The organism is Paraburkholderia caledonica NBRC 102488 (genome assembly GCF_000685095.1).
GTDB classification, from domain to species: Bacteria; Pseudomonadota; Gammaproteobacteria; order Burkholderiales; family Burkholderiaceae; genus Paraburkholderia; species Paraburkholderia caledonica.
On the sequence record NZ_BAYE01000015.1, the window covers coordinates 31,778 to 55,463 of the forward strand.

Annotated in this window: 28 protein-coding genes and 2 pseudogenes; 24 read left to right on the forward strand and 6 right to left on the reverse strand. The window is 62.6% G+C overall.

The features are described 5' to 3' along the window. The first annotated feature begins 68 nt into the window (after positions 1-68). From BCA01S_RS25280 to BCA01S_RS25290, 3 genes are all read left to right on the forward strand, one after another. Positions 69-800, forward strand: a complete 732-nt coding sequence (locus BCA01S_RS25280; protein WP_027779309.1) for an anti-sigma factor family protein — start codon at positions 69-71, stop codon at positions 798-800. Between the two features lie 138 nt (positions 801-938). After that, the gene (locus BCA01S_RS25285; protein WP_027779310.1) at positions 939-1,457 is read left to right on the forward strand and encodes a sigma-70 family RNA polymerase sigma factor; all 519 of its coding nucleotides are present in this window, start codon (positions 939-941) and stop codon (positions 1,455-1,457) included. Further along, the gene (locus tag BCA01S_RS25290; RefSeq protein WP_027779311.1) at positions 1,454-2,281 is read left to right on the forward strand and encodes an anti-sigma factor family protein; all 828 of its coding nucleotides are present in this window, start codon (positions 1,454-1,456) and stop codon (positions 2,279-2,281) included. The genes BCA01S_RS25285 and BCA01S_RS25290 overlap by 4 nt, the downstream gene beginning before the upstream one ends. Before the next feature lie 24 nt (positions 2,282-2,305). Here the strand turns inward: BCA01S_RS25290 and BCA01S_RS25295 are convergent, their stop codons facing one another. Next, positions 2,306-3,187 carry an AraC family transcriptional regulator gene (locus tag BCA01S_RS25295; RefSeq protein ID WP_027779312.1) on the reverse strand — a complete coding sequence of 294 codons (882 nt, stop codon included), beginning with the start codon at positions 3,185-3,187 and terminating at the stop codon, positions 2,306-2,308. 202 nt (positions 3,188-3,389) lie between these two features. On the opposite strand from BCA01S_RS25295, the gene BCA01S_RS25300 reads away from it, so the two are divergent. From BCA01S_RS25300 to BCA01S_RS25325, 6 genes are all read left to right on the forward strand, one after another. After that, a complete protein-coding gene (locus BCA01S_RS25300; protein WP_027779313.1) occupies positions 3,390-4,286 on the forward strand; it encodes an NmrA family NAD(P)-binding protein in 897 nt (298 codons plus the stop codon). A 51-nt stretch (positions 4,287-4,337) separates the two neighbouring features. Continuing rightward, complete coding sequence (locus tag BCA01S_RS39175) at positions 4,338-4,463, forward strand: hypothetical protein (RefSeq protein ID WP_255218482.1); 126 nt, start codon at positions 4,338-4,340, stop codon at positions 4,461-4,463. A 516-nt stretch (positions 4,464-4,979) separates the two neighbouring features. Further along, on the forward strand, positions 4,980-5,213 hold the full coding sequence (locus BCA01S_RS25310) for a hypothetical protein (RefSeq protein ID WP_027779314.1): 234 nt from the start codon (positions 4,980-4,982) through the stop codon (positions 5,211-5,213). Between the two features lie 128 nt (positions 5,214-5,341). After that, a complete protein-coding gene (locus BCA01S_RS25315; RefSeq protein ID WP_027779315.1) occupies positions 5,342-5,575 on the forward strand; it encodes a hypothetical protein in 234 nt (77 codons plus the stop codon). Between the two features lie 128 nt (positions 5,576-5,703). Beyond that, on the forward strand, positions 5,704-5,937 hold the full coding sequence (locus BCA01S_RS25320) for a hypothetical protein (RefSeq protein ID WP_027779316.1): 234 nt from the start codon (positions 5,704-5,706) through the stop codon (positions 5,935-5,937). Between the two features lie 128 nt (positions 5,938-6,065). Further along, entirely contained in the window at positions 6,066-6,299 is a 234-nt protein-coding gene (locus tag BCA01S_RS25325; RefSeq protein ID WP_027779317.1) for a hypothetical protein, read from the forward strand. Positions 6,300-6,662: 363 nt separating this feature from the next. Here the strand turns inward: BCA01S_RS25325 and BCA01S_RS35305 are convergent, their stop codons facing one another. Next, the gene (locus tag BCA01S_RS35305; RefSeq protein ID WP_042319414.1) at positions 6,663-7,256 is read right to left on the reverse strand and encodes a TetR/AcrR family transcriptional regulator; all 594 of its coding nucleotides are present in this window, start codon (positions 7,254-7,256) and stop codon (positions 6,663-6,665) included. Positions 7,257-7,450: 194 nt separating this feature from the next. Here BCA01S_RS35305 and BCA01S_RS37355 point away from each other — a divergent pair. From BCA01S_RS37355 to BCA01S_RS35315, 5 genes and pseudogenes are all read left to right on the forward strand, one after another. Then, positions 7,451-7,669, forward strand: a pseudogene (locus tag BCA01S_RS37355) (hypothetical protein); the annotation flags it as partial. After that, complete coding sequence (locus tag BCA01S_RS25340; RefSeq protein ID WP_027779319.1) at positions 7,666-8,454, forward strand: SDR family NAD(P)-dependent oxidoreductase; 789 nt, start codon at positions 7,666-7,668, stop codon at positions 8,452-8,454. The pseudogene BCA01S_RS37355 and the gene BCA01S_RS25340, both read left to right, overlap by 4 nt. A 90-nt stretch (positions 8,455-8,544) precedes the next feature. Further along, positions 8,545-9,060 (forward strand): annotated as a pseudogene (locus tag BCA01S_RS35310) (alpha/beta fold hydrolase); the annotation flags it as partial. A gap of 40 nt (positions 9,061-9,100) precedes the next feature. Continuing rightward, positions 9,101-10,102 (forward strand): NADP-dependent oxidoreductase, encoded by a 1,002-nt coding sequence (locus BCA01S_RS25350; RefSeq protein WP_027779320.1) that lies wholly within the window; start codon positions 9,101-9,103, stop codon positions 10,100-10,102. Positions 10,103-10,144: 42 nt separating this feature from the next. Beyond that, entirely contained in the window at positions 10,145-10,291 is a 147-nt protein-coding gene (locus BCA01S_RS35315; protein ID WP_156955088.1) for a hypothetical protein, read from the forward strand. Between the two features lie 129 nt (positions 10,292-10,420). Here BCA01S_RS35315 and ribA read toward each other — a convergent pair whose 3' ends face one another. Continuing rightward, positions 10,421-11,071 (reverse strand): GTP cyclohydrolase II, encoded by a 651-nt coding sequence (gene ribA, locus BCA01S_RS25360; RefSeq protein WP_027779321.1) that lies wholly within the window; start codon positions 11,069-11,071, stop codon positions 10,421-10,423. 300 nt (positions 11,072-11,371) lie between these two features. Here ribA and BCA01S_RS25365 point away from each other — a divergent pair, with 300 nt between their 5' ends. Further along, on the forward strand, positions 11,372-11,815 hold the full coding sequence (locus tag BCA01S_RS25365; RefSeq protein WP_027779322.1) for a CBS domain-containing protein: 444 nt from the start codon (positions 11,372-11,374) through the stop codon (positions 11,813-11,815). Between the two features lie 462 nt (positions 11,816-12,277). On the opposite strand, the gene BCA01S_RS25370 is transcribed toward BCA01S_RS25365, so the two are convergent. Both BCA01S_RS25370 and BCA01S_RS25375 read right to left on the reverse strand, forming a co-directional pair. Further along, positions 12,278-12,622 carry a DUF4148 domain-containing protein gene (locus BCA01S_RS25370; protein WP_027779323.1) on the reverse strand — a complete coding sequence of 115 codons (345 nt, stop codon included), beginning with the start codon at positions 12,620-12,622 and terminating at the stop codon, positions 12,278-12,280. Positions 12,623-12,886: 264 nt separating this feature from the next. After that, a complete protein-coding gene (locus BCA01S_RS25375; RefSeq protein ID WP_027779324.1) occupies positions 12,887-13,534 on the reverse strand; it encodes a DNA-3-methyladenine glycosylase in 648 nt (215 codons plus the stop codon). 430 nt (positions 13,535-13,964) lie between these two features. On the opposite strand from BCA01S_RS25375, the gene BCA01S_RS25380 reads away from it, so the two are divergent. Beyond that, positions 13,965-14,330 carry a BON domain-containing protein gene (locus tag BCA01S_RS25380; protein ID WP_020070427.1) on the forward strand — a complete coding sequence of 122 codons (366 nt, stop codon included), beginning with the start codon at positions 13,965-13,967 and terminating at the stop codon, positions 14,328-14,330. 375 nt (positions 14,331-14,705) lie between these two features. Beyond that, positions 14,706-15,788: a calcium:cation antiporter gene (locus BCA01S_RS25385; protein ID WP_027779325.1), complete on the forward strand. Its 1,083-nt coding sequence runs from the start codon at positions 14,706-14,708 to the stop codon at positions 15,786-15,788. A gap of 47 nt (positions 15,789-15,835) precedes the next feature. On the opposite strand, the gene BCA01S_RS25390 is transcribed toward BCA01S_RS25385, so the two are convergent. After that, positions 15,836-16,729: a LysR substrate-binding domain-containing protein gene (locus tag BCA01S_RS25390; RefSeq protein ID WP_027779326.1), complete on the reverse strand. Its 894-nt coding sequence runs from the start codon at positions 16,727-16,729 to the stop codon at positions 15,836-15,838. Positions 16,730-17,253: 524 nt separating this feature from the next. On the opposite strand from BCA01S_RS25390, the gene BCA01S_RS25395 reads away from it, so the two are divergent. From BCA01S_RS25395 to BCA01S_RS25425, 7 genes are all read left to right on the forward strand, one after another. Beyond that, positions 17,254-18,348 (forward strand): ABC transporter substrate-binding protein, encoded by a 1,095-nt coding sequence (locus BCA01S_RS25395; protein ID WP_027779327.1) that lies wholly within the window; start codon positions 17,254-17,256, stop codon positions 18,346-18,348. A 77-nt stretch (positions 18,349-18,425) separates the two neighbouring features. Continuing rightward, positions 18,426-19,349 carry an ABC transporter permease gene (locus BCA01S_RS25400; protein ID WP_425176886.1) on the forward strand — a complete coding sequence of 308 codons (924 nt, stop codon included), beginning with the start codon at positions 18,426-18,428 and terminating at the stop codon, positions 19,347-19,349. Further along, a complete protein-coding gene (locus BCA01S_RS25405; RefSeq protein ID WP_027779329.1) occupies positions 19,346-20,236 on the forward strand; it encodes an ABC transporter permease in 891 nt (296 codons plus the stop codon). The genes BCA01S_RS25400 and BCA01S_RS25405 overlap by 4 nt, the downstream gene beginning before the upstream one ends. A 40-nt stretch (positions 20,237-20,276) precedes the next feature. Then, entirely contained in the window at positions 20,277-21,350 is a 1,074-nt protein-coding gene (locus tag BCA01S_RS25410) for an ABC transporter ATP-binding protein (protein WP_027779330.1), read from the forward strand. A gap of 64 nt (positions 21,351-21,414) precedes the next feature. Next, positions 21,415-22,239: a transporter substrate-binding domain-containing protein gene (locus BCA01S_RS25415; RefSeq protein WP_027779331.1), complete on the forward strand. Its 825-nt coding sequence runs from the start codon at positions 21,415-21,417 to the stop codon at positions 22,237-22,239. A 41-nt stretch (positions 22,240-22,280) separates the two neighbouring features. Next, positions 22,281-23,027, forward strand: a complete 747-nt coding sequence (locus BCA01S_RS25420; RefSeq protein ID WP_027779332.1) for an amino acid ABC transporter permease — start codon at positions 22,281-22,283, stop codon at positions 23,025-23,027. A gap of 2 nt (positions 23,028-23,029) precedes the next feature. After that, entirely contained in the window at positions 23,030-23,686 is a 657-nt protein-coding gene (locus BCA01S_RS25425) for an amino acid ABC transporter permease (protein WP_027779333.1), read from the forward strand.

Below are 23,686 nucleotides of genomic sequence, written 5' to 3' on the forward strand. Positions count from 1 at the left end.
GCGGAATAAACCGGAGCGCGGCGGTGTTTGCACCTCAATAGCCGGATTTTGCCCGGAGACCTTTTCTCATGAACCCGACCGACGCCCCCAACGATTCGCCGCTTTCCGAAGCCGACATTCAGGCCTACGCCGACGGCACGTTGTCGCCGGCGCGCGCCGCGTTTCTGCGCGACTACCTCGGCCGCGATCCGGCAGAAGCCCGCCGGGTCGCCTTTTACGGCAAGCTCAACGAACAGATGCAACGCTCCTTTCAGACCGCCGACGAACCCGAGGCCAGCGCGTTCAACGGGCGGCACAACGCCGGCAGCCGCTGGGGCAGCGCTGTAAGGCTGCGCTTGCGCAAGCCGCTCAGGGTGCTGGTTGCGCTCGTCATCGCGTGCATCGCCGTGAGCGGCTGGTTCGCGGCCACCGAGGTCACGCGGCAGGCGCTTAACAACGCGGCCATCATGGCGTTGGCCGAAACCGCCGCCGCCCCGTTTCCTGCCGGATCGCCAACTCGCAGAGACCCGTCCGCTCCCAACCTGGAAGCGATCGGGCTGCGGCTCGTGGATCAGCGCGTCGTGTCGCTGGGTCTGCTGCAGCGCGCCACCGAATTCATCTATCTGAATGGCGATAACGAGCCGGTCGTAGTGCTGTCGACGCTCGCACTGCTCGCGCCCGCTCAGCCGCAATGGTCGGCGCGCCGCATCGGCGATGTACGTCTGTTGACATGGACGGCGCAACGGCAGCGCTTCGTGGTCGCCGGCAATGCACGCACACACGGCCTGATGCGCGCCGCCGACGCCATGACCATCCAATGAAACCGCACGATCTTGCGGCGAGTCGCTCGAGCAACGGAATAAAATGCGTTCACGCCTGTTTGCACTACAAACGCGTGCGACGCCCGACGAAGCGCCGCCGCTCCGTGTCCACGAGAGGCCCCATGACCGGGATGAATAATGGATGTTCGTGACGAGTTGATGGAACACGTGCCGCGCTTGCGGCGCTATGCGCGGGCGCTGATCAACAATCGCGACCTCGCGGACGATCTGGTGCAGGACACGCTCGAACGCGCGCTCGGCCGCACCGAACTGTTCCAGGCCGGCACCGATCTGCGCGCCTGGCTATTTACGATCATGCACAACGTGTTCGCGAATCAGGCGCGCAAGGCGTCGTCACGCGCGGTTCACGTCGCGGTCGACGACGAAAGCGTGCATGAAAGCGAGTTCGCCGTGCCGGCGCAACAATCCCGTTCGCTGGAAATGCGCGATCTCGACTACGCGTTGCAGCGTTTGCCCGTCGAGCAGCGCGAAGTCGTGCTGCTGGTGGGACTGGAGGAAATGAGCTACGCCGACGTCGCGCTCGCGCTGAACGTGCCCATCGGCACGGTCATGTCGCGGCTTTCGCGCGGTCGCGAACGGCTTCGGGCATTGATGGCGGGCAGCCAGCCCGGTGCGAAATTACAGGTGGTGCGATGAGCGAGCAAATTACGCCAGTTAGCGAAGAAGAACTGCACGCCTATGTGGACGGCACGCTGTCCGAGGAACGACGTGCGGAGGTCGAGCGCGCGCTCGAACAGAATCCGGATCTGGCCACGCGCATCAGCGATTATTTCTCGCTGAACAGCATGTTCCATGAGCGCTACGACCGCGTGCTGAACGAACCCGTGCCGAAGCGCTTACAGCCGGGCGCGCCGCGCCGCTCGCGCGTCGCTGCCAACTGGCCGCAGTTCGCGGGCATGGCGGCGGCGCTGGTAATGGGCATTGGCATCGGCGTCGGCACGCATATGGGACGCGACACGTTGCCTTCGGTGGCAGGTTCGTCCGACACGCGCCCTGTCAGTGCGGACAGCAGCGAAGTACTCGCGCGTCAGGCTGCGGTTGCGCATGTCGTCTATATGCCGGCGGTCGACCGGCCCACCGACATGAATGCGGATCACGAGCAGGACTTCGTGAAGTGGCTGGCGAGTCGCCTCGGCACGAATGTGCATCCGCCCATGTTGTCGAAGGCAGGCTTTGCGCTCTCGGGTGGCCGCCTGCTGCCTGGTCCGGACGGCGACACCGCGCAGTTCATGTATCGCGGCCAGAATGGCGAACGGGTGACGCTGTGCATCTCGCGCCGCAAGGTGAACGCGAACACGACAGCGTTCAAGCTGTATCAGGACGGGCCGGTCAACGTGTTCTATTGGGTTGACGGCGATTTCGGCTATGCGGTGTCAGGCGGTATCGACCGCAAGCAGTTGCTGCAACTGTCGCATGACGTGTACTCGCAATTGACGGCAGCGGCGCCGCCGTCGAGCTGATGCGGATACGGTCTATTGGGTTCGTCAGCGCGCGCTCGACTTCACGAGCTCGCGCGGCGTGATACCGAGGAGCCGCCCCATCCAGTGCGCCATATGGCTCTGGTGTGCGAAGCCCGCGTCGAGCGCGACCTGGCTGGCGCTCAGCCGGCCTTGCAGCAACAACGTTCGCGCGCGTTCTACGCGCCGCTGCACCACATATTGATGCACCGGCACGCCGAGCGTCGAGCGAAATAGCACCTTGAAATGCGGCACGCTGAGCTCGGCAAGCGCGGCAAGCTCGCTCAACGTGAGGCGTCGGTCGAGATGCGCTTCGATAAACTCCGTCACGCGCGCCGCGGTCCTCGGCGCGAGCGTGCGCCGCTTGTCGTCGAGCGACGCAGCGCCGCCAATCAGACGTACCACCATTGCCGTGCACAGACTTTCGGCATAGAGCGGCTCAGACGCGACGTCTGCTTCCAGTTCCGCGCGCAACGCCCACGCCAGGTGCTGAAAGCGCGGATCGCGCATCTGGAATTGCGGGCGAATCTGCGCGCCGTCCGGTTTGAGCGCCAATTGTTCAGCGGTCCTGCGCGCGAAATCTTCGCCGATCCAGATACTAAAAATCGTGCAGGCCGATTCATCGCTCCACTGCCCGTCGAGTCCTACCGGAATCACGTCGGCGTCGCCGTGCGCCTGAATGCGCGAGTGCGGTTTCTCGTTGCAATGACAGTGCGCCCGGACGGGCGCGCCCACATGCACGCCGATTCGATGGTGCTTGAAAGCAGGTATCCGGTGCACGCCGGCTGACACGTTCACCAGCTCCGCGCCGAAACCCTGCCAGCCGAGCAGTCGGCTCGAACGCAGCGCAATACGGGAGCCGGTATGCGCGGGTGGGATCTGCGTGCGGGTCTCGGGGACGGCATTCATCGTTTATCTCGCGGATGGCAGTCGGTCTGCGGGCATTGTGCATGGTTTTTCGCGCCTACGCTCAGTAAGCCTCCTCGCTCCTCGTGCGCAGCGCCGACGAGCAACGAGTCATCCGAATCTGCTCATGGGCATCCTTGCGTGCGCGCTTTGCGCTGGGTGCGTCCTTATGCTCCTCTCATGACGATCCGGTAAGGAGCACCTCATGTTCGTGATTTTTGGAGCCGGCGGCAATGTCGGCAAAGTGAGCGTAGCCGCGTTGCGACGCGCCGGCCGCGAAGTGCGCGCCGTGGTTCATAGCGTGGCGCAGGCCGATGCGTTCGAGCGAATCGGCTGCGATGTCGCGGTCGCGGATTTGCACGACCGGGCTGCGGTGGCTCGCGCATTGGAAAACGCGCGCGCGGTGCAGATCGTGTGCCCGCTGCCGCGCCATGACGACGACCCGGCAAACGCGATGCGCGACATGATCGATGTGAGCGTCGAAGCGTTGCGCGCAAATCCGCCGCTGCACGTACTCGCGCTTTCGGACTATGGCGCCGAGCAGGCGAGCGGAACGGGCATCACGACGCTTTTCCACTACCTCGAAACCCAGCTCGGTACCGTCGACACCCGGTTGACGTTCCTACGCGCGGCCGAGCATATGCACAACTGGGCGCGTGTACTGCCGCTCGCATTGTCCAAGGGCGTGTTGCCGAGCCTGCATCATCCGCTCGAAAAGCGCTTTCCTACTGTGGCTGCGCAGGATGTCGGCGCGCTGGCGGCTCAATTGCTGCTCGACGGCGAGCCGCGTGAGCGTTCGCCTCGCGTGGTGAGCATAGAAAGTGAAGAGCGCGTCAGTGTGAAAGACGTTGCGCGCATTATCGGCAAACTGTCCGGCCGGCCTGTCGTGCCGCACGCGGTGCCGCGGGAGCAATGGGCCGCGATGCTCGAAGGCGCAGGCTTGGGCGAGCAGCACGCGCGGCTCATCGTGGATCTCTACGACGCGCACAACGCGGGGCGCATCGACGTGCAAACGGGGGTTAGTGAACGGCGATTCGGTCCCACTACGTTGACGCAGGCGTTAGCGGCTATCGTGCCGCAGAACGCGGCACAGAACGTTTGATCGAGGAGCATGGAGATGTCGACCTGCCCCTTGAGATGCGAGGCGAGAAGAATGCCCAGTCGTGCGAGCGGCTTGCTCGCGCTCGTGCTGACTTTATCGGCACTGGTGGGCTGGCGTGCGCTTCGGGATCTGCTCAATGCGATTCCCGATAGCAACGATGATTTTGGTTTGTTTTAAGCGGTGTTGTTGCGCTGATATGACGGCCTCAGCGGTGGCCTTGGACACAATAAATATCGGCGCCGCTCAGCGAGCCTGTCGCCAGCAGTCATGGTGGGCGGCTTGCGCGTCGTCGCGAGAAACGCCGCGAGATCGCCTTGGCTTAGTTTCTCCGAACGTCACCACCGCGCTTTAAAGCTGTCGCAGCCGCAGGTCCAAGTACGTCAGATATCGCGTCAACTAACTGACGAGCCCCGTCATTCGAACGAATAAATGCGCCTGAATGGGCGGCGTTCTCTCAAGGCAGACACTTGGCCAAAACGTGTTTGCTATCCCACGACACCTTTTGCTGGCTCGCGCCCCGCAACCGCATGAAAAATTCCGCGGGCGATTTTATTTTTCCCTTTAAATTCAGCAGGTTAAATGCCAATCACAGCCTTGCACAATTGACGTTGGCACACCCTATGCAAATACCCCTGTGAGCGCGACAAATAGTGCTCTTCCATCCAGACCGAAGACCCTCACAGGAGATTTACCATGAGCTCACTGACCATCAAAGACATCGCCCATACCGAAGAACTGTCCGCCAAGGCGCTGTCCGCTGTACGCGGCGGCAGCAACTACAACGCAGGAAACCTCAACCTTGCCTACGGTGGCGGCTTCGCCAGCCCGGGCGTCGTAGTGGCACCCGTCACGCAGACTGACACGTACACGAAAGTCGAGATCCCGACGATCCAGAACTTGGGCGGCCTGCAGTTTGCCAAGGCGTGAGTTAAGCGCCGCGGAGAGTCGCGCTGACAGCGGATGCCGTTCAATCCCATAGAGGTGCGCTCTCCCCGCTTGCACGTCGAACCGTACTCTTTAAACCGAAACACTGAAACAGCCCCAGGAGACCTACCATGACCTCGCTGACCATCAAAGATATCGCCCATACCGAGGAACTGTCCGCCAAGGCGCTGTCCGCTGTACGCGGCGGCAGCAACTACAACGCAGGAAACCTCAACCTTGCCTACGGTGGCGGCTTCGCCAGCCCGGGCGTCGTGGTGGCGCCCGTCACGCAGACTGACACGTACACGAAAGTCGAGATCCCGACGATCCAGAACTTCGGCGGCCTGCAGTTTGCCAAGGCGTGAGTTAAGCGCCGCGGAGAGTCGCGCTGACAGCGGATGCCGTTCGATCCCATAGAGGTGCGCTCTCCCCGCTTGCACGTCGAACCGTACTCTTTAAACCGAAACACTGAAACAGCCCCAGGAGACCTACCATGACCTCGCTGACCATCAAAGATATCGCCCACACCGAAGAACTGTCCGCCAAGGCGCTGTCCGCTGTACGCGGCGGCAGCAACTACAACTTTGGAAACGTCAATGCTGCTTATGGCGGCGGCTTCGCCAGCCCGGGCGTCGTGGTGGCGCCCGTCACGCAGACTGACACGCACACGAAAGTAGACATTCCCACGATCCAGAACTTCGGCGGCCTGCAGTTTGCCAAGGCGTGAGTTAAGCGCCGCGGAGAGTCGCGCTCACATCGGATGCCGTTCGATCCCATAGAGGTGCGCTCTCCCCGCTTACACGTCGAACCGTACTCTTTAAACCGAAACACTGAAACAGCCCCAGGAGACCTATCATGACGTCGCTGACCATTAAAGATATCGCCCACAGCGAAGAACTGTCCGCCAAGGCTCTGTCCGCTGTACGCGGCGGCAGCAACTACAACTTTGGAAACGTCAATGCTGCTTATGGCGGCGGCTTCGCCAGCCCGAGTATCGTGGTCGCACCGGTTACCCAGATCGGCACGTACACGAAAGTAGACATTCCCACGATCCAGAATTTCGGCGGCCTGCAATTTGTCAAGGCATGAGTCCAGCGATCGAGAGTCGCAAGCCCGGATCGCATGATGGATGCTTTGCAGTGTCTGACAGCTTCATACCAGGGGAGCGCAGCGGGAGGGCCAAGCGGTTGGTCCAGCCATCGTAGTTCGTTCTCCTGCCGAACCATCCGGACTTGTCACCGAGGTTCGGATCTCGGGGCCCGCCGGCCACTCCGCCCGGCGGGATTTTTTCACGCGTTTTCAGTCAGCACAGAAATTTCTCGCATCTGCCCTCTGCTTTTCGCGCGGTGGCTCAACGGCCAGGCGAACGCGCACATGCGGGCTTGGCTTCCGTCCACCGAGAACGCACACGGCGACAGATCGCGGAGCTTGCACCGGTACCGGCCAATGCCCTTACGGTGCTTCGCCCGCGGTCGTCGATGGGCTCATTGACGCCAGAATCTGGTCGCGGCACGCCGCAAGGATTTCGTCGGCCAACGGCGAATCGTCGGGGCAGGCGCGCGACACGACAATGGCACCGACCGCATGCGCCAGCATGTCGAGGGCACGGGCTCGCGCCTGGCCTGCGTGCCCACCGTCCACGGCACTGCCTTCAGCGCAGAGCACAGTCAGCAGGCTCTCGATACCGGCCGCAAACTCGGCCCGAACTGCGTCCGACTGACGCGCGGCATCCCCACCCAGCGCAGCCATCGTGCAACCGGTCGCGCGGGCGTCGCGGTGTTCGCGGGAAAGGTAGTACCGCACAAATTCAGGTGCGTCGACACCCGCGCTCAGCGCCACGGTCTGCGCGATACCGCAGGCCGCCGATTCCGCCATCAGATCGGACTTGGAGCCGAACTGCTTGTAAAAGCCACCGTGCGTGAAGCCAGCGGCTGCCATCAGATCCGCAACTCCCACTCCATCATAGCCGCGCTCCCGAAACAGCCTTGACGCCGTCTCGACGACGCGTTCCCGGTTGGCCTGCGCCTGTGCCTTGGTGATCTTCATTTCGTGACCACAGTGGTTCATGTGTTCGATGGCTCGATTATACATTGATGTCGATCATCATCAAAACCTTGACACGTTTGATTATGACCGTCATTATTGCTTCCGTTGACAACCCAGAAACTGACCGACATGACCGGAACGACGCCCTTCGAGCCCTACGCCCTTGGCCGCCTGACGCTTGCCAATCGCTTTGTCATGGCACCGCAGACCTGTTCGCGTTCGGCCGTGCCTTCATCAGCAATCCCGATCTGGTCGAACGCCTGAAGACCGGCGCCCCGCTGGCTCAGCCCGATTTCGCCACGCTCTATGGTGGCGGCGCCGCGGGCTACACCGATTACCCACCCATCACCGCGCGAGGCGCGCAGCGCTTGCTCCCGCATCCAAACCGCTCATTCGAAGGAAACCACTCATGACCACGCTTCCGACTGTTCTCGTCACCGGCGCATCCTCCGGCATCGGTGCCATCTACGCCGAGCGCTTCGCACGCCGCGGCCACGACCTTGTGCTCGTCGCACGCGACAAGGCACGCCTCGATACGCTGGCCGCACGCCTGCGTGAACAAAGCGGTGTTGCCGTCGAAGTGTTGCAGGCTGATCTGACCCAGCCGGGGGACCTGGCAGCAGTCGAGACTCGTCTGCGGGAGGACGCTCGCATAGGTATCCTGATCAATAACGCGGGAATGGCCCAGTCGGGCGGCTTCCTGCAACAGACCACTGAGGGAATCGAACGCCTGATCACGCTCAACACCACCGCGCTGACGCGGCTGGCAGCCGCAGTCGCTCCGCGCTTTGTCCAGGCGGGCACAGGCGCGATCGTCAACATTGGCTCGGTGGTGGGCTTCGCGCCCGAGTTTGGCATGACGATCTATGGCGCCACCAAGGCGTTCGTGCTGTTCCTGTCGCAGGGACTGCACCTCGAGTTGTCGCCTAGCGGCGTCTACGTGCAGGCGGTGCTGCCGGCAGCGACCCGTACGGAGATCTGGGAGCGCGCCGGCATTGACGTCAATTCGCTTGCCGAGGTGATGGAGGTCGGCGAACTGGTTGACGCGGCGCTCGTCGGCTTCGACCGCCGCGAACTGGTCACCATCCCGCCGCTGCATGTGGCCGGCCGCTGGGACGCGCTGGATGGCGCGCGTCAAGGGCTCCTGTCGGACATTCGACAAGCGCACGCGGCCGATCGCTATCGTTCAGAAGCCTGAACACTGCGGCTTCTGTTTTACCCGAAAGCCAGCCATGCCTTATCGACGGATACCCCGGCTCAGTTCTTGAGATGTAGCTCGATGACTATCATGCACACACGACGCTCGCGCGCGTTGCAGACGATCGACTCGACCGGCAGGGTTAGCCAGTCGGCAACGTCCTATGCCCGCGCACAGAACAACCATGTCTGGGCGGCCGGAACCACTTTCGCATACCGCGAGCTTGGCCCGCGTGGCGGCATTCCGCTGATCCTGCTCAACAACTGGGGCGCCGTGCCGGACAACTTGGATCCGCGCATCGTCGATGGCCTGGCCCGCAAGCATCGCATCATCGCCATCGACTATCGCGGCATCGGGCTATCTGGCGGCCGCGCGCCCGTGACCGTGGACGAGATGGCGCGCGACACGATCGCGTTGATTCGCGCGATGGGTTTCAGTCAGGTCGATCTGCTCGGCTTTTCGCTCGGCGGTTCCGTCGCGCAGGACGTGGCGCTAAAGGCGCCGGACCTGGTGCGCAGGCTCATCCTCACAGGCACGGGGCCCGCGGGCGGTCGGGGCATCGACCGTGTGGGGGCCAAGTCCTCGCCATTGATGATTGAAGACATCGCGGCCGGCGACAGGTACCCGACACTGGATCTGGAACACCATGAAAGCGCTCACCTTTAAACGCTACGGCAAGACACCCGAAATCGGGTTCGCCGAAGTGCCCCGCCCCACGCTCAAGCCTGATGAACTGTTGGTCCAGGTCCACGCGGCGGGGTTGAATCCAATCGACAACATGATTCCGTCGGGGACGTTCAAGCCAGTCCTCAAGTTCGAGTTGCCCGCTACGCTGGGCAGCGATGTTGCCGGCGTGGTGGCTGAGGTCGGCAGCAACGTGACGCGTTTCAAGCCGGGCGATGCAATCTTTGCCAGCCTTTTCGATCTCGGCAGGGGCTCAATCGCTGAATTCGCGGCGGTGCCGGAGAGCGTTGCTGCGTCGAAGCCGGTCAACCTCGATTTTGTGCAGGCCGCGGCCGTTCCGATGGTCGGGCTCACCTCGTGGCAGGCGTTGAAAGAGCGCGCTAATCTTCAAGCTGGCCAGAAAGTTTTCATTCCTGCCGGGTCCGGCGGCATTGGCACGTTTGCGATCCAGCTCGCAAAGCACTTCGGTGCCCGGGTGGGAACGACAACCAGTACGGGCAACGTACAACTGGTAACCAGTCTGGGTGCAGACGACGTTGTCGACTATAAGAAGCAGGAGTTCGAGAAAGTTCTGGGCGGCTACGACGTTGTGCTTGGCACCATCAGAGGCGATGCGATTGAGAAATCCATAGGCATCCTCAAACCGGGGAGCAAGATCGTGTCGCTCGTCGGGCCGCTGGACGCAGCGTTCGCCCGCGCCCGCAGGCTGAACTTCATTCTGAGGTTGGTATTCGGGCTAATGAGCCGCAAGATCAAGCGGCTCGCGAAGAAGCGGGATGTAGCCTATTCATTTCTCTTCGTGCGCCCCGATGGAACGCAACTCTCTGAAATTGGCGGACTCCTCAAGTCGGAACAGCTTCGTCCAGTGATCGACAAGGTGTTTCCGTTTGAGCAGGCGAAGGAAGCGCTCGAATACCTGGCCCAGGGACGCGCCAGGGGCAAGGTCGTCGTGAGAATAAAGTGAGTTTTGCAGGGGGCGGCCAGGTCAAGGCTCATAGCGAACCGGATGGCGGCTAAGGAGAACGCCTCGCTGCAGGACAGGGACGCGGCGATCGCCGCAGGCATCGACGACCACCCTCTTGCTTACCCGTATCACCTGTACAGGAATGACGAGGAACGGGAGGACTACATTCGCCGCATGATGCAAGGCTGAAGGCTCGCGATTCTCGTAATGAAGCCCCTCGGTCTCGTGCTTGGAAATTAGCCACCAAAGGCCATCGCTTTCGCCCGCAATCCCGGGCGTTCTCACCGCACACAACTACGCATAAATACCGATTTCCGCCTACTCATTCTCATCAAAGTAATGCCCGAACTTAAGCTGCTTCGTGCGGATATAGCGCTCGTTTTCCTCGCGCATCGGAATGGCGAGCGCGACGCGTTCGCAGACCGGAATGCCGTGTTTGGACAGCGTGTCGAACTTTTCGGGGTTGTTGCTCATCAGGCGGACCGAGGTCACTTTCAGCGTCCGCAAAATGCCCGCCGCCGAGTCGTATTCGCGTGAGTCATCCGGCAGACCGAGATCGAGATTGGCCTCGACGGTATCGCGGCCCTGCTCCTGCAGCGCATAAGCGCGGATCTTGTTCGACAGACCGATGCCTCGGCCTTCGTGCCCACGCAGATACAGAAGCACGCCGCAGCCTTCGGCAGCGATATAGCGCAGCGCCAGATCGAGCTGCTCGCCGCAGTCGCAGCGGTAGGAGCCGAGCACGTCGCCCGTCAGGCATTCGGAGTGCAAACGTGTCAGAACCGAAGACCTGTTCGCGACGTCGCCCATCACGAGAGCAAGATGTTCGGCGCCACTTTCGACCACGCGAAACACGTAAGAGGTGAACGTGCCGTAGCGCGTGGGAAGCGTGGCGGTGGCGTCGAGAACGACGCATTCGCCGTTGATGGCGCCGTCTACTGCGGGCGACGGATCGTGAGACGTGAGCATGGCGTTAGACAAAGGTGCTGAACATGAACCCGATGAAACCGGGGATAAGGTACGGACAGGAGTTTACCGCTAATCGGCCGACCACACCGTATGCCCATGCATGGCGCACGGATCTTGCACCAGCGAAGCGCGCGACGCACCGCAAGTGCAACAGTGTGAGGCCGCACTACCCGAAGTAAACGCTTCGCGCGCTCCAGGTATTCCCGAACACACTCGCTGGCGTCTCGCGCCTATACTGGAATTGCTTGGTCCTCGACAGCCGCCGCGCCGGCGTGCTGCACCGCGAAACGGAGCCGCTCCATGACAACCGTTGCACAGCTTCTTAAAACCAAACCGAACAACACGACCGTCTACACGATACGGGCCGACGACTCCGTGTACGAAGCGATCAAGCTGATGGCTGAGAAAGGCATTGGCGCGCTCGTCGTTACGGACGGCGACAGCATCGCGGGGATCGTCACCGAGCGCGATTACGCGCGCAAGATCGTGTTGATGGACCGGTCATCGAAGGCCACGCCGGTGCGCGAGATCATGAGCAAAGCCGTGCGCTTCGTGCGCCCCGAGCAGACCACCGACGACTGCATGGCGCTCATGACCGAGCGGCGTATGCGCCACTTGCCGGTGATCGAAAACGACAGGCTGGTGGGAATGGTGTCGATTGGCGACCTCGTGAAGAACATCATCGCCGAACAGCAGTTCACCATTCAGCAACTCGAGTTCTATATTCACGGCGAGCGTCCCTGACGCGCCGCGCCTGCCGCATGTACGAGCCGCAAAAAAAGCCCAATCGCTGAACGGTTGGGCCAAGCTACCTTGCGGCAGCGGAGGTTCCTGTGAATTCCTGGGCGGTATGTGACACCGCGCAACGCTTTGCCAGCTACCCGCCTCGCTAGCGCATGCGGCCACGGCGCCGACTGACGGGTATAGGCCACGGATTTGAGTCTTTGCGCTAGCCCGCCCAACGTGTCAGAACCACGTGATTCGGTATTTCAATCCCGGCTGGGAGACCGGCGCGCCGCCGGTTCTAGCGGCGCGCTCTCCTGCTCCCATCCAGACTTGCAATGCTTGCGGCAGCAGCGGATCGCGCTTGATGAATCCAACGCTCTGCGGCCGTAAGAAACTGACCGGCCGGTTGCAGACTCAACTAGTTGATTCTGCCGACGCGGCCTGGTTGCCGAAACTCAGTTGGAAACTCAGTTGCCAACCTTAGTTGCCGAAATAAACCGACTTCGGGCCGGTCATGGGCTCACGCACGCCGCCCGATTGCGACGAGCCATTCGCCACGCCGCCGTAGCCGCTGGTGTCGGCAACCGGCAATTGGGTTTGCGCAATTGCAGGATTTTGCGCCTGGACGCGACGCTCGGCGGCCTGGACGTCGGCCGGATAGTTCGGGTCATTGCTGACTGCCGGGTTGTAACCTGCCTGTTCCAACTGGATCAGCTCGTTGCGGACTTCGGCACGCGTCACGGGTTGCTGGCTCGATTGAGCGAACGATGCGACCGGAGCGGCGAGAACGGCTGCAATGGCGACTGCCTTGATAAGCGATTTCATGATTATTACCTCCAGACTTGGTTTTATTTGCTGCTTGCCACACCGTGTGGAAGCGAGTGATTCCAGTCTAGTCACCGCGGCACCAAGGGAAAACCCCTAATTGTGAGATACATAATTGTCGTAATCGAAAAAGTCAAACTGAATTGCCGCCACACGAAATGCTGCTTGCATCGTTGCCGTAATAATTTCGCCGACGTGCCACGCTTGCGTTCCGGTCTTCCGGAGCTGCGGTACTTATCCGGGAGGTCCGTAGACGCGAGACGGTCAAATTTGCGAATTGCCGCCGAGATCTGCGTGAGGTGCGAGAAGCAGTTTGCGCGGGCCGCTGACGAACGCGCTGCCCGGCTCGAAGAAGCGCAGCGGCCGATGCGTTTCCCGGGACAAGCCAATGCGTGTCGTCACACCGACCGGCACATCACCTTTTTCGATGACACCGATCCACAGCTCACGCCCGCCGCAAAGGTCGTGGCCGTCGAAGGACTGGCCGATGCCCAACGCCATAGTGAGACGGCCGGGTCCGCGCGCCAGGTCGCGCAGCGGCACGCCGGGGCGGCGCGCTTCCATCAGCGGCAGGCCCTCGAGCGGCTCTATCGCCCGAATCAGAATGCCCGCGCCGACGTTCTCCGCTTCGGCAGACATATTGAGCATGTACGATAGCCCGTAGGTGAGCCGCACGTAGGCGTAGCCGGGCGCGAGAAACATCGAGCCGTTGTATGGACGGCGTCCGATGAAGGCATGGCTGGTCGAATCGCCTACCGGATATGCCTCGGTCTCGACGATGCGACCGCTCATACGCCCTTCGGGCACATCGTGCACGAGGTATTTGCCGATCATGAAACGCGCGAGGTCCGCCGCCCCCACGGGCAAATCGTTACGCGACAACGGGATGATGGGAAGCAATGATTTGCTCATGCAGCGTGCCTTTTTTGAATGCGTTGTTTGTTGCAGTGATTGATGCGTTGGCTCGGCCGCGGGCTGACGGTTGGTTAGTCCACGGTTAGTCCACTCTCTGGGACCAAGGGACGCCACGGCCTACACCAGCCCGCACGGATATGCAGCAAAGCTTTGCTCATCATGGCTTCACCGTTGTAGCAAAGCCTCATTCCGGGCACCGTCGCGTTCACCATGGAACCAATTGGAGTATCGTTTGCTTCCGGCCCCAAGCAAGCCTGCGCCGGCTCACGCGGGCTTCGGCCCGTCGAAGCAGCCGCGATGAGCTCGCCAGACTCAAGCATTTGCAAGACCCGCAGTAACGTCCTTCCGATTTGATTCCGCTGTACCCGTAGTGCAACACATGGTCTCCGCCAGGGGACGAGCATATTCACGACAAGGAGAAACTCGCATGAAAGCATCCACGGCAATGAAGATGGTCGGCGGCGCGCTGATCGTATTGGCATCGCTCAACGCATCCGCACAAAGCAGCGACGCGGCGGCGTCAGCACCGGCAACCGCGGCGTCGTCGGCGGCAACGGGCAAGCAGGCCAAGGCTGCCAACCGTGCGCTCGGACGCAAGGTCCGTAGCGCGCTCGCCAAGACCAAGGGCTTGAGCGTCGCGAACATCAACGTGCGCGCACGCGGCGGTGCTGTGACGCTGGCCGGCACGGTGCCTGACCAGTCGCAAGTCGACATCGCAACGCAAGCGGCGCAAGGCGTGGCCGGCGTGACGTCGGTGAAGAACGCATTGACGGTTCGTCCGGTCGGCCAGTAACGAGCAGAAGCCGGCGCTTACGTGGCGCCGGCAGCAATATAGGCGAGTGCCGGCGTCGAGTTGCCTGACGTTGGCACTCTGCCGGGCGTAACAGGTTCGAGCAACTCTCCTGGCAGGCGTCGCTGCATTTTGACGTGTAGCGGTTCGCAGTCGGCAATCCCGACCAAGCCATTCCAGCGCGGCCTCCAGCGTGGCAATCTCGCGCTGCCAGAACCCGCGCCGCCATCAACAAACCTTCCCCGCGCCTGACAAAAAGCTCTACCATCCAGACCGTTGCACCATCCTGCTAACGCATCGGTTTAATTCGTCGCTCCCGTTTCCAAAGCCCGCCTCGTCGCACGATTCACGAACAAGTACCAGACAAAAGGAAGCCCGATGGCCAATCCGCCGACCGTCTTGCCCCGCTGGACTCTCGCCGTGCCGCTGGTTGCGTGGATCGTACTGGGCGCGGCCTACGCGTTGCCGGGCAACCAGTTACTGCTCGTGCTAGTGGGTATCGCGCTCTGCGCCGCGGTGTTCACGGCAGTGCATCACGCTGAAGTAGTCGCGCACCGCGTCGGCGAGCCGTTTGGCACGCTAGTGCTCGCTGTCGCCGTGACCGTAATCGAGGTCGCGCTGATCGTCTCCGTCATGCTGACGTCCGGCCCCGAGAAAGCCGGCCTGGCACGCGATACCGTGTTCGCCGCGGTCATGATCGTCTGCAATGGGATCGTCGGACTGTGCCTGCTGGTGGGCGGCATTCGCCATCGCGAGCAGGATTTTCAGAGCCGCGGCGCGGCTGCGGCTCTCGCCGTGCTGGCGTCCTTATCGGTGCTGACCCTCGTCATGCCGAACTACACGACGACGAGCGCCGGCCCGATGCTGTCGCCGTCGCAACTTGCTTTCGCCGGCGTGTCGTCGCTAGTGCTGTACGGCGTGTTCGTATTCGTGCAGACGGTTCGCCATCGCGATTACTTTCTCGCCGACGTGCCGGACGAAGACGTGCACGCCGAGCCGCCCAGCGCCGGACTCGCGCTTACGAGCGGCGGCTTGCTAGTGGTGTGCCTCGTCGCGGTGGTGCTGCTCGCGAAAGTGTTGTCGCCGGTCGTGGAGACAGCGGTTCAGAATGCCGGCGCGCCGCCGGCGGTGGTAGGCATCATCATCGCCGCGCTGGTGTTGCTGCCGGAAGGCCTCGCCGCCGTGCGGTCGGCGCGCGCCGACCGTTTGCAGAACAGCCTGAATCTGGCGCTCGGCTCCGCGCTCGCGAGTATCGGCTTGACCATTCCAACCGTGGCGGCCGTATTCCTGACGACGGGGCAACCTCTCGTGCTCGGCCTCGACGGCAAGGAGACCGTGCTGCTCGTGCTTACGCTGATTGTCGGCACACTGACGCTGAGCACAGGACGCACGACGATCCTTCAGGGCGCGGTGCACCTGTCGCTCTTCGCCGCATATCTGTTTCTGTCGTTCGCGCCGTAAGGTTTGCGCTCTACCGCTCCGCCTTCAAACGCGCGGAACATCGACACCTACTCTTCCCAATGCGCGGCGATCCAGTCGCGAAAGAGATTCAGCTTCTGCTGGTGCGCAACCGAATCGGGATACACGAAGTAATAGCGCCAACCCGTTTTGAGGACCATATCGAAAGGCCGCACGAGACGCCTCGCGGCCACGTCTTCGTCGATTAGCGCCAGGTCGCTGATCGCCACGCCGAAGCCCTGCAACGCGGCGTTGGTTGCCATGTCGAGGGTGTCGAAGCTCGGCCCGTGCTCGGCGTCGATCTCGCGCGTATTTGCCGTGTCCGCTTCGGCGACCTTGGCAAGCCACATTTTCCAGTCACGATGATCGCGCGTGGGATGCAACAGCGTATGCCGCGCGAGATCCCCGACGGCCGCGAGCGGCTTGTCCTTCAACAGATCGGGCGCACACACGGGCGTGAGACGCTCCTCGAATAACGGCACCGCCTGCACATCAGCACCGGGCGACGAGCCATAAATGATCGCCGCATCGAACGGTTCGAGCTGGAAGTCGACGTCGTGCTGCCATGTCGTGGTGATCTGCACATGCAGGTCCGGATATTCGGCCTGAAAGCGCATGATTTTCGGCAGCATCCAGCGCATGACGCAAGTGGGCACCTTCAGCGCGAGGTCCGTGCGTTGGCGCGTCAAGCGCAGCGAAATCTCTTCGATTCGCGCGAAGCTTTCCTTCACCGCCGGCAGCAGCAACTCGCCTTCGGCGGTCAACGTCAGCCCTTTCGCGTGGCGCTTGAAGAGCGGAAACTTGTAGTAGTCCTCCAGCGCGATGATCTGCCGGCTCACCGCGCCTTGCGTGAGGCACAAATGATCGGCGGCACGCGTGAAGCTGCGGTGGCGCGCAACGGTTTCGAAAATCTGCAGCGCGTTGAGCGGCGGAAGGCGTCGCATCGAAGTAACAGGTATCCGGATTAGAAAAAATCATTGGGTGCGGCGAGAAGGATCGATATCGACGCTCGTCGCCTGCCCACAGGATACGCGATCGCGCGTCGCCGCACGAGTCGTGGCAACGCGTGGCGCCATGCGTTGCGCTCATGCATCGATCGAAACACGCGCCGAAGGTGCGCGGCGCGCACTGCAGCGGGGCACGAGGCCCCCACGGCGCACCAGAACCGAGCTTTGCTCATACCTACGGACAGGCGCAGAGTGCGGAAAAGCATGGACGTTAACCCGAATGCGCCGGTGGCTCAACCTTCGAGCGGATCCCGTGGCGCGCTCCCGGCACTTCGCGAGACGTGCCCGGCATGAGATTACGTCATGCCCTCCATGCACATATTTCGTTTGTTGACGGATTTTGGCAAACCTAGAGTGCATCAACAGTACGCATCCGCCAACGCCAACCAACGGTGCCATGCGGCCGCAGCGGTCACAGCGATTATCACCAGGCAACAGGCGTTCAACACAGGGAGACCGCCATGCAAGAGATCAAACGGGGCAGAAGGCAGGCCATCAAGACGATTGGCGCAGCGCTCGCGGCGTCCACGTTGCCGATGCCGTTCGTCAATCTGCGCGCGCAGCAGCAGAACTTCAGCGGCAAAACGCTGCGGCTCCTGACGTGGTCGGACGACACGGGCGCGGCTGCGCTGCGCAACATCGCCGCGACGTTCACCGCGAAGACCGGCGCGAAGGTGATCGCCGACCGAGCGGACGGCACCTCGGGCATGGTCGCGAAGGTCAAGGCTGCGGGCGAGCGCCCGACCTACGACGTCATCACGCTCGCGGGCGTGGGCGCAGCAGGTCTCGGCGACGCGGGCTTGCTGATGAAGCCCGATCTCGACAAGCTGCCCAACCTGAAAGAAGTGGCGCCGCAATACCGCACTGGCGCGAACGGCTTTGGCATTGGCTACCTGCTGTGGTCCGACGGTCTGATCTACAACACGTCGACGGTGAAAACTGCGCCGTCGTCGTATGAAGCGCTGTGGGACCCCAAATACGCCGGCCGCCTGTTCCTGCCGCCGCCGGAATGGGCCGAAGCGGTCGACCTGGCGATCATCGCCGCGAAGATGAACGGCGGCTCCCAGCAGAACATCGAGCCCGGCTTCAAGAAACTGATGCAACTGAAAGACCACGTTATGACGCTCGGTGAAAATCCGAATCAGGTGGCCGATCTCTTTCGCACCGGCTCGCTCGATATTGGCGGCATCTATTCGCCGGCGTTTTTCCCCGCTCAGATCCGCAAGCCCGAATACAAGATGGGCGTGACGTACGGCATGAAAGAAGGCTTCGCCACGCAATTGATGTTCACCGTGATCCCGAAATCGCATCCCGGCGACATCGATCTCATCCACGCCTTCATCAACCATTCGCTCGATGCTGGCGTGCAAGGCCGCATGGCCGCCGACGTGCTCAACGGCCCGGTCAATTCGAAAGCGGTGATTCCTGCCGAGAGTCGCGCGTTCGTGCCGAGCGCGCAGCAGATCGCCGAGAAAGCCGTACTGCATGACGACAAGGCGCTCGCCGCCGTGCAGCCTGCGTGGATCAAGCGCTACACCGAAATCTTTTCGGCATGACGACGATGCCCGCGCGCTTCTCGCGGCGTGCTTCAGCGGCCTCCTCCGATGCTACGGCTCACGAGGCGGCGCCTGGCATGGGCGCCGCGTCCCGCGCGGCACTGAACGCAAAACCCGACGCCGCAGGACCCGACGCGCCTGCGGCCAGCGCCGCGCAGAAGGCGCGGCCATGGCTGCTGCTCGCGCCGATCCTGCTGTTTCTCGCGGTGCTCGGCGCGGCGGCGCTCGTCGTGCTACGCATGAGCTTCGGCACGCAAGGCAACGAATGGCATGGCTTCACGCTGCAGAACTACGCTGATCTGCTGGACGGCTACTTCATGCGGTCGTTGTGGCTCACATTGAAGCTCGCGTTCCAGAGCATGGTCTGCGCGGTGCTGCTGGCAATTCCGGTCGCGCTCGCGATGGCGCGCACCAAGTCGCGTCTCGCGCGGCGGCTGTTGCTGGCAGGCGTGCTGCTGCCGCTGCTCGTCAATCTGCTGCTGCAAGGCTATGGCTGGCTGATCATCCTCGGCCCGGCTGGTTTGCTGAATCATGCGCTGCTCGGCAGCGGTCTCATGCATCGTCCGTTGATGTGGCTGTACCGTGAAAACGGCGTGCTGCTCGGCCTGATCCAGACGGCGTTTCCACTTGCCGTGCTGCCGCTTTCGAGTGCCATGCGCGCCGTCTCCAGTTCATTCGAGGAAGCCGCGGCGACGCTCGGCGCGACGCGCTGGCAAACGCTGCGGCATGTCCTGTTGCCGCTCGCCATGCCGGGTCTGGTGTCGGGCGCGCTACTCGTGTTCGCCTATAACGCCAGCGCGTTTGCCGTGCCGCTTTTGCTCGGCGGGCGCCGCGTGCCGATGCTCGCGGTACTGGTTCACGATCAGGTCGCGCCTTTGCTGAACTGGCCGGCCGCGTCGGCATCCGGTGTCGTGTTGATGATCGCGACGCTCGCCGTGATGGCGCTTTCACAACGACTCGTGCGCCGCACGCAACGTCTCGCCGAGGAGCCCCACGCATGAGCACGCCCATCCCGAGTGCGCGCCTGCATCGCGCGTCGCCGCCGCCCCGCTGGCCGCGTCTATCCAACGCTCTGCCCGGTCAGCTCGGCAAGGCCACGGCCTTGCTCGCGGCTATCGTGCTGTTCGTCGCCGCGCTGCCCATTCTCACCATGATCACGATGTCGTTCAGCGCGGCCGACACGCTCGAATTCCCGCCGCGCGCGTACGGTCTGCACTGGTATCGCGCCGCATGGCAAAGCTTCGTGTCGCCGGACGCAACCAGTTCACTTTCGATGGGCGCCGCGTTGAGCACGAGCCTGATCGTCGCGCTGTCGACCATGCTGATCGCGACGCTCGTCTCCGTGCCCGCGGCTTACGCGCTCAGCCGCTATCGCTTTCACGGCAAACCGGCGGTCGAGCAACTGGTCGCGCTGCCGCTCGTCTATCCGCTCGTGATGCTGGGCCTGTCGCTGTTGCTTGTTTTCAACGTGCTGCCGGTTGAACTCGGCGTCTTCCGCCTGATCATCGCGCACGTGATTCTGGCCCTGCCCTTCACGGTGAAAAACTGCGCGGCGTCGGTCGCCTCGATTGGTCCCGAGTTCGAGGAAGCGGCCTGCGTGATGGGCGCGAGCCCGGCCCGCGCGCTCGTCGACGTGATCCTGCCGCTGATGCGGCCTGGCATTCTCGCCGGCATGCTGTTCGCGTTCATCGTGTCGTTCAACGAATTCACCGTGACGTTCTTCCTGTACACCATCGACACGATGACCTTGCCGGTGTGGCTCTACAGCCGCACGGTGTCGTCGCTCGATCCGACCGTGTTCTGCTTCGCGGTGTTTATCGTCGCGATCGATTTCGCGCTGATCTGGCTGCTCGAAAAGCTGATCGGCGACGAAGGGGTTGCGCTGTGACCGCTCGTGTTTTTCCGACGCCTTCTTGCTGGAGCATTCGATGACTCATCTGACCTTGCAGGCCGTGACCCGGCGCTTCGGCGCGGCCTATGCTGTCGACAGCGTCGATCTGAGCGTGCCGGACGGCAAGCTCGTGTGCTTTCTCGGCCCGTCCGGCTGCGGCAAAACCACCTTGCTGCGGATGATCGCCGGCCTCGAAACGCCGACCTCGGGCAGCATCGAATTCGCGGGCCGCGACATCACGCGTGTGCCGGCCAATCAGCGCGACTTCGGCATGGTGTTCCAGTCGCTTGCCCTCTTTCCGCACATGAGCGTCGCGCAAAACGTCGCCTATCCGCTGAAGCTGCGTAAGACGCCGAAGCCCGAACAGGCGCGCCGGATCGCCGAACTGCTCGAACTGATCCAGTTGCCGCACATGGCGAACCGGCCGGTCACCCAGCTTTCCGGCGGTCAGCGGCAACGGGTGGCGATTGCGCGTGCGATCGCGTCGCAGCCGAAATTGCTGCTTCTGGACGAACCGCTTTCCGCGCTCGACGCCAAACTGCGCGAAGCGATGCAGGTTGAAATCCGCCTGCTGCAACAGCGCCTCGGCATCACCACGATCATGGTCACGCACGACCAGCGCGAAGCAATGACGATGGCCGATGAAATCGTCGTGATGGAAAAAGGCCGCATCGCTCAGGTCGGCAAGCCGCTCGACATCTATCGCGATCCGGTCAGCGAGTTCGTGGCCGACTTTATCGGACTGGGCAATATCCTGCCGGTCACTTACGACGGCGCGGGCGCGGTCAGTCTGCCGGGCGGCGTGCGCATCGCGGTGTCGCAGGCGGCTCGCGTTCCGGAGTCCACGAGCGACATCCGCTTGCTGATACGTCCCGAGGACGTCTGCGTAAAATCCGCGACCGCCGCCGCGGGCCCAAACCGGCTGGCCGGTACGGTCACGTTCATCCGCGACGTGGGCGCCTCGCTTGAGGCGACGATAGATTGCGCCGGTTTTACGCTGACTGCCGCAACCACGCCGCGCGAAACACCTGGCCTTGCGCTCGGCATGCCGGTGCTGGCCGAACTGCCGCCGCACGCGTGCAAGCTGATCGCCGCGCGCGCGGTGCAGTGATATCAATCGCATTCCAACACAACAGTTGCACACACTCGACAGAGGACAGACCATGAATCAGCTCATGAATCAACTCAAGCCCGTTCGATCGACAGCGCGCCGCGCATTCGCCACGCTGGCCGCAACGCTCGCGTTCACCGGCGCTGGCGCGCTCAGCGCGTTCTCGCCGGCCGCTCATGCCGATGCGCTCGACAGCATTGCCAAATCGGGCACCGTGCGCATTGGGGTGTTCATGGACTATCCGCCGTTCGGCTCGATCGGGCCGGACATGAAGCCGATGGGCTATGACATCGACGTCGCGAATCTGATCGGCCGCGCGCTCAACGCCAAGGTCGAACTGGTGCAGGTGACGGGCGACAACCGCATGGCGTACCTCGCGGACCGCAAGGCCGACATGCTGCTGTCGGTCGGTCAGACGCCCGAGCGCGAGAAGGTGATCGACTTCTCGCAGCCGTACGCGCCGTACTACCTTGCCGTGTTCGGCCCGAAAGCATTGCCGGTGAAAAACGCCGCCGATCTGGCAGGCAAGTCCATTTCGGTCGCGCGCGGCACACTGGAAGACCTGAGCGTGACGAAGATTGCGCCGCCCAGCGCGAACATCAAACGTTTCGACAATCCTAACGGAGCAATTTCGGCGTTTCTTTCTGGTCAGGTACAGTTGATGGTCGTCGGCAACGACGTCGGCGCCACGATTCTCGCGCGTCATCCCGCGAACGATCCCGAGCAGAAGTTCTCGCTTTTCAGCTCGCCGGATCACGTCGGTTTGAACAAGAACGAGCCGCGTCTGAAGCAGAAAGTCGACGAAACCATAGCCAAGGCCCGCAAGGACGGCACCATGAACGCGATTTCGCAGAAATGGCTGCGCACGCCGTTGCCGGCCGACCTCTGAATTTCCTGTACGGAGTTTGACTTCACGATGAGCGCCACGCCATGACCTATGCGTTCGATTTCAGCGGCTTCGGCCTCTATGCGGGGATGCTCGCGCGCGGTGTTGCCGTCACATTGGGACTCACGGCGATCTCGACCTTGCTCGGCGGTGTCGTCGGCATCGCAGGCGCGAGCGTCGCGGTGGCCGGACCAAAATGGGCGCGCTGGGTCGTGGCGAGCTATGTGGAACTGATCCGCAATACGCCGTTCATCGTGCAGTTGTTCTTCGTGTTCTTCGGCCTGCCGAGCCTCGGCGTTCATATCGACGAAATACAGGCGGCGATTCTGGCGATGACCGTCAACCTGGGTGCCTACGCAATCGAAATCGTGCGCGCGGGCATCGACTCCATTTCGCGCGGCCAGGTTCAGGCCGCGCAAGCGCTCGGTCTGCACGGACGGCAAGTGTTTCGCTACATCGTGCTGCCGCAGGCGCTCGCCAATGTGTTTCCCGCGCTCCTGAGCCAGGTGCTGATCGTGATGCTCGGCTCGGCGGTGGTGTCGCAGATCTCCGTTCCCGATCTCACCTACGCAGCCAACTTCATCCAGTCGCGCAATTTCCGTTCGTTCGAGAGCTACCTGATCATCACGGCGACGTATCTGCTGCTGTCCATCGTGCTGCGGCAAATCCTCAACAGGTTCGGACGCGGCCTGTTCGCGGGCCGCACCGCGCGCGGCGCCGACAGCGCGCCTCGCAGCTGGCGCGCCCGCCTGATGTGGCGCGGCGCCCGCACCCTGCCCGCGGAGCGTTGATCATGGTCGAATTCACCCTGTGGGACATCGCTCGCAATCTGCTGCTGGCGGCGCGCTGGACAGTGCTGCTCTCGTTGATCGCGTTTGTCGGCGGCGGCATCGTTGGCCTGATCCTGCTCGCCATGCGTGTGTCGCCGCTCGCGTGGCTGCGCCGCATCGTCGTGCTCTATGTGGAGGTGTTTCAGGGCACCCCGCTACTCATGCAACTCTTTCTCGCGTTTTTTGGTCTGCCGCTCCTCGGCGTGGACGTGTCGCCGTGGGTCGCCGCCACGGTCACGCTCACGCTTTACACGAGCGCGTATCTGGTCGACATCTGGCGAGGCTGTGTAGAAGCCGTGCCGCGCGGTCAGTGGGCCGCCGGCGCGAGTCTCGGCATGACGTTCAGCCAGCAGTTGCGTTATATCGTCTGGCCGCAGGCGCTCAAAATCGCCGTTGCGCCGACGGTCGGCTTTCTCGTGCAGGTGGTCAAGAGCACTGCGCTGGCGTCGATTATCGGCTTCACCGAATTGACGAAGACCGGCACGATGATCACGAACGCAGCGTTCCGGCCGTTTCCGATCTACGGGATGGTCGCAATGATCTACTTCGCGATGTGCTTTCCGCTGACCTGGTACGCACGCGTGCTGGAGAAGCGGCAAAAGGTCGGACAGCATCGCTAG

What these genes read in the sequence shown, in the direction of transcription:
- BCA01S_RS25280 (WP_027779309.1), top strand. Translation starts at nt 69, where the DNA reads ATGAACCCGACCGACGCCCCCAACGATTCGCCGCTTTCCGAAGCCGAC.
- BCA01S_RS25285 (WP_027779310.1), top strand. Translation starts at nt 939, where the DNA reads ATGGATGTTCGTGACGAGTTGATGGAACACGTGCCGCGCTTGCGGCGC.
- BCA01S_RS25290 (WP_027779311.1), top strand. Translation starts at nt 1,454, where the DNA reads ATGAGCGAGCAAATTACGCCAGTTAGCGAAGAAGAACTGCACGCCTAT.
- BCA01S_RS25295 (WP_027779312.1), bottom strand. Translation starts at nt 3,187, where the DNA reads ATGAATGCCGTCCCCGAGACCCGCACGCAGATCCCACCCGCGCATACC.
- BCA01S_RS25300 (WP_027779313.1), top strand. Translation starts at nt 3,390, where the DNA reads ATGTTCGTGATTTTTGGAGCCGGCGGCAATGTCGGCAAAGTGAGCGTA.
- BCA01S_RS39175 (WP_255218482.1), top strand. Translation starts at nt 4,338, where the DNA reads ATGCCCAGTCGTGCGAGCGGCTTGCTCGCGCTCGTGCTGACTTTATCG.
- BCA01S_RS25310 (WP_027779314.1), top strand. Translation starts at nt 4,980, where the DNA reads ATGAGCTCACTGACCATCAAAGACATCGCCCATACCGAAGAACTGTCC.
- BCA01S_RS25315 (WP_027779315.1), top strand. Translation starts at nt 5,342, where the DNA reads ATGACCTCGCTGACCATCAAAGATATCGCCCATACCGAGGAACTGTCC.
- BCA01S_RS25320 (WP_027779316.1), top strand. Translation starts at nt 5,704, where the DNA reads ATGACCTCGCTGACCATCAAAGATATCGCCCACACCGAAGAACTGTCC.
- BCA01S_RS25325 (WP_027779317.1), top strand. Translation starts at nt 6,066, where the DNA reads ATGACGTCGCTGACCATTAAAGATATCGCCCACAGCGAAGAACTGTCC.
- BCA01S_RS35305 (WP_042319414.1), bottom strand. Translation starts at nt 7,256, where the DNA reads ATGAAGATCACCAAGGCACAGGCGCAGGCCAACCGGGAACGCGTCGTC.
- BCA01S_RS25340 (WP_027779319.1), top strand. Translation starts at nt 7,666, where the DNA reads ATGACCACGCTTCCGACTGTTCTCGTCACCGGCGCATCCTCCGGCATC.
- BCA01S_RS25350 (WP_027779320.1), top strand. Translation starts at nt 9,101, where the DNA reads ATGAAAGCGCTCACCTTTAAACGCTACGGCAAGACACCCGAAATCGGG.
- BCA01S_RS35315 (WP_156955088.1), top strand. Translation starts at nt 10,145, where the DNA reads ATGGCGGCTAAGGAGAACGCCTCGCTGCAGGACAGGGACGCGGCGATC.
- ribA (WP_027779321.1), bottom strand. Translation starts at nt 11,071, where the DNA reads ATGCTCACGTCTCACGATCCGTCGCCCGCAGTAGACGGCGCCATCAAC.
- BCA01S_RS25365 (WP_027779322.1), top strand. Translation starts at nt 11,372, where the DNA reads ATGACAACCGTTGCACAGCTTCTTAAAACCAAACCGAACAACACGACC.
- BCA01S_RS25370 (WP_027779323.1), bottom strand. Translation starts at nt 12,622, where the DNA reads ATGAAATCGCTTATCAAGGCAGTCGCCATTGCAGCCGTTCTCGCCGCT.
- BCA01S_RS25375 (WP_027779324.1), bottom strand. Translation starts at nt 13,534, where the DNA reads ATGAGCAAATCATTGCTTCCCATCATCCCGTTGTCGCGTAACGATTTG.
- BCA01S_RS25380 (WP_020070427.1), top strand. Translation starts at nt 13,965, where the DNA reads ATGAAAGCATCCACGGCAATGAAGATGGTCGGCGGCGCGCTGATCGTA.
- BCA01S_RS25385 (WP_027779325.1), top strand. Translation starts at nt 14,706, where the DNA reads ATGGCCAATCCGCCGACCGTCTTGCCCCGCTGGACTCTCGCCGTGCCG.
- BCA01S_RS25390 (WP_027779326.1), bottom strand. Translation starts at nt 16,729, where the DNA reads ATGCGACGCCTTCCGCCGCTCAACGCGCTGCAGATTTTCGAAACCGTT.
- BCA01S_RS25395 (WP_027779327.1), top strand. Translation starts at nt 17,254, where the DNA reads ATGCAAGAGATCAAACGGGGCAGAAGGCAGGCCATCAAGACGATTGGC.
- BCA01S_RS25400 (WP_425176886.1), top strand. Translation starts at nt 18,426, where the DNA reads ATGGGCGCCGCGTCCCGCGCGGCACTGAACGCAAAACCCGACGCCGCA.
- BCA01S_RS25405 (WP_027779329.1), top strand. Translation starts at nt 19,346, where the DNA reads ATGAGCACGCCCATCCCGAGTGCGCGCCTGCATCGCGCGTCGCCGCCG.
- BCA01S_RS25410 (WP_027779330.1), top strand. Translation starts at nt 20,277, where the DNA reads ATGACTCATCTGACCTTGCAGGCCGTGACCCGGCGCTTCGGCGCGGCC.
- BCA01S_RS25415 (WP_027779331.1), top strand. Translation starts at nt 21,415, where the DNA reads ATGAATCAACTCAAGCCCGTTCGATCGACAGCGCGCCGCGCATTCGCC.
- BCA01S_RS25420 (WP_027779332.1), top strand. Translation starts at nt 22,281, where the DNA reads ATGACCTATGCGTTCGATTTCAGCGGCTTCGGCCTCTATGCGGGGATG.
- BCA01S_RS25425 (WP_027779333.1), top strand. Translation starts at nt 23,030, where the DNA reads ATGGTCGAATTCACCCTGTGGGACATCGCTCGCAATCTGCTGCTGGCG.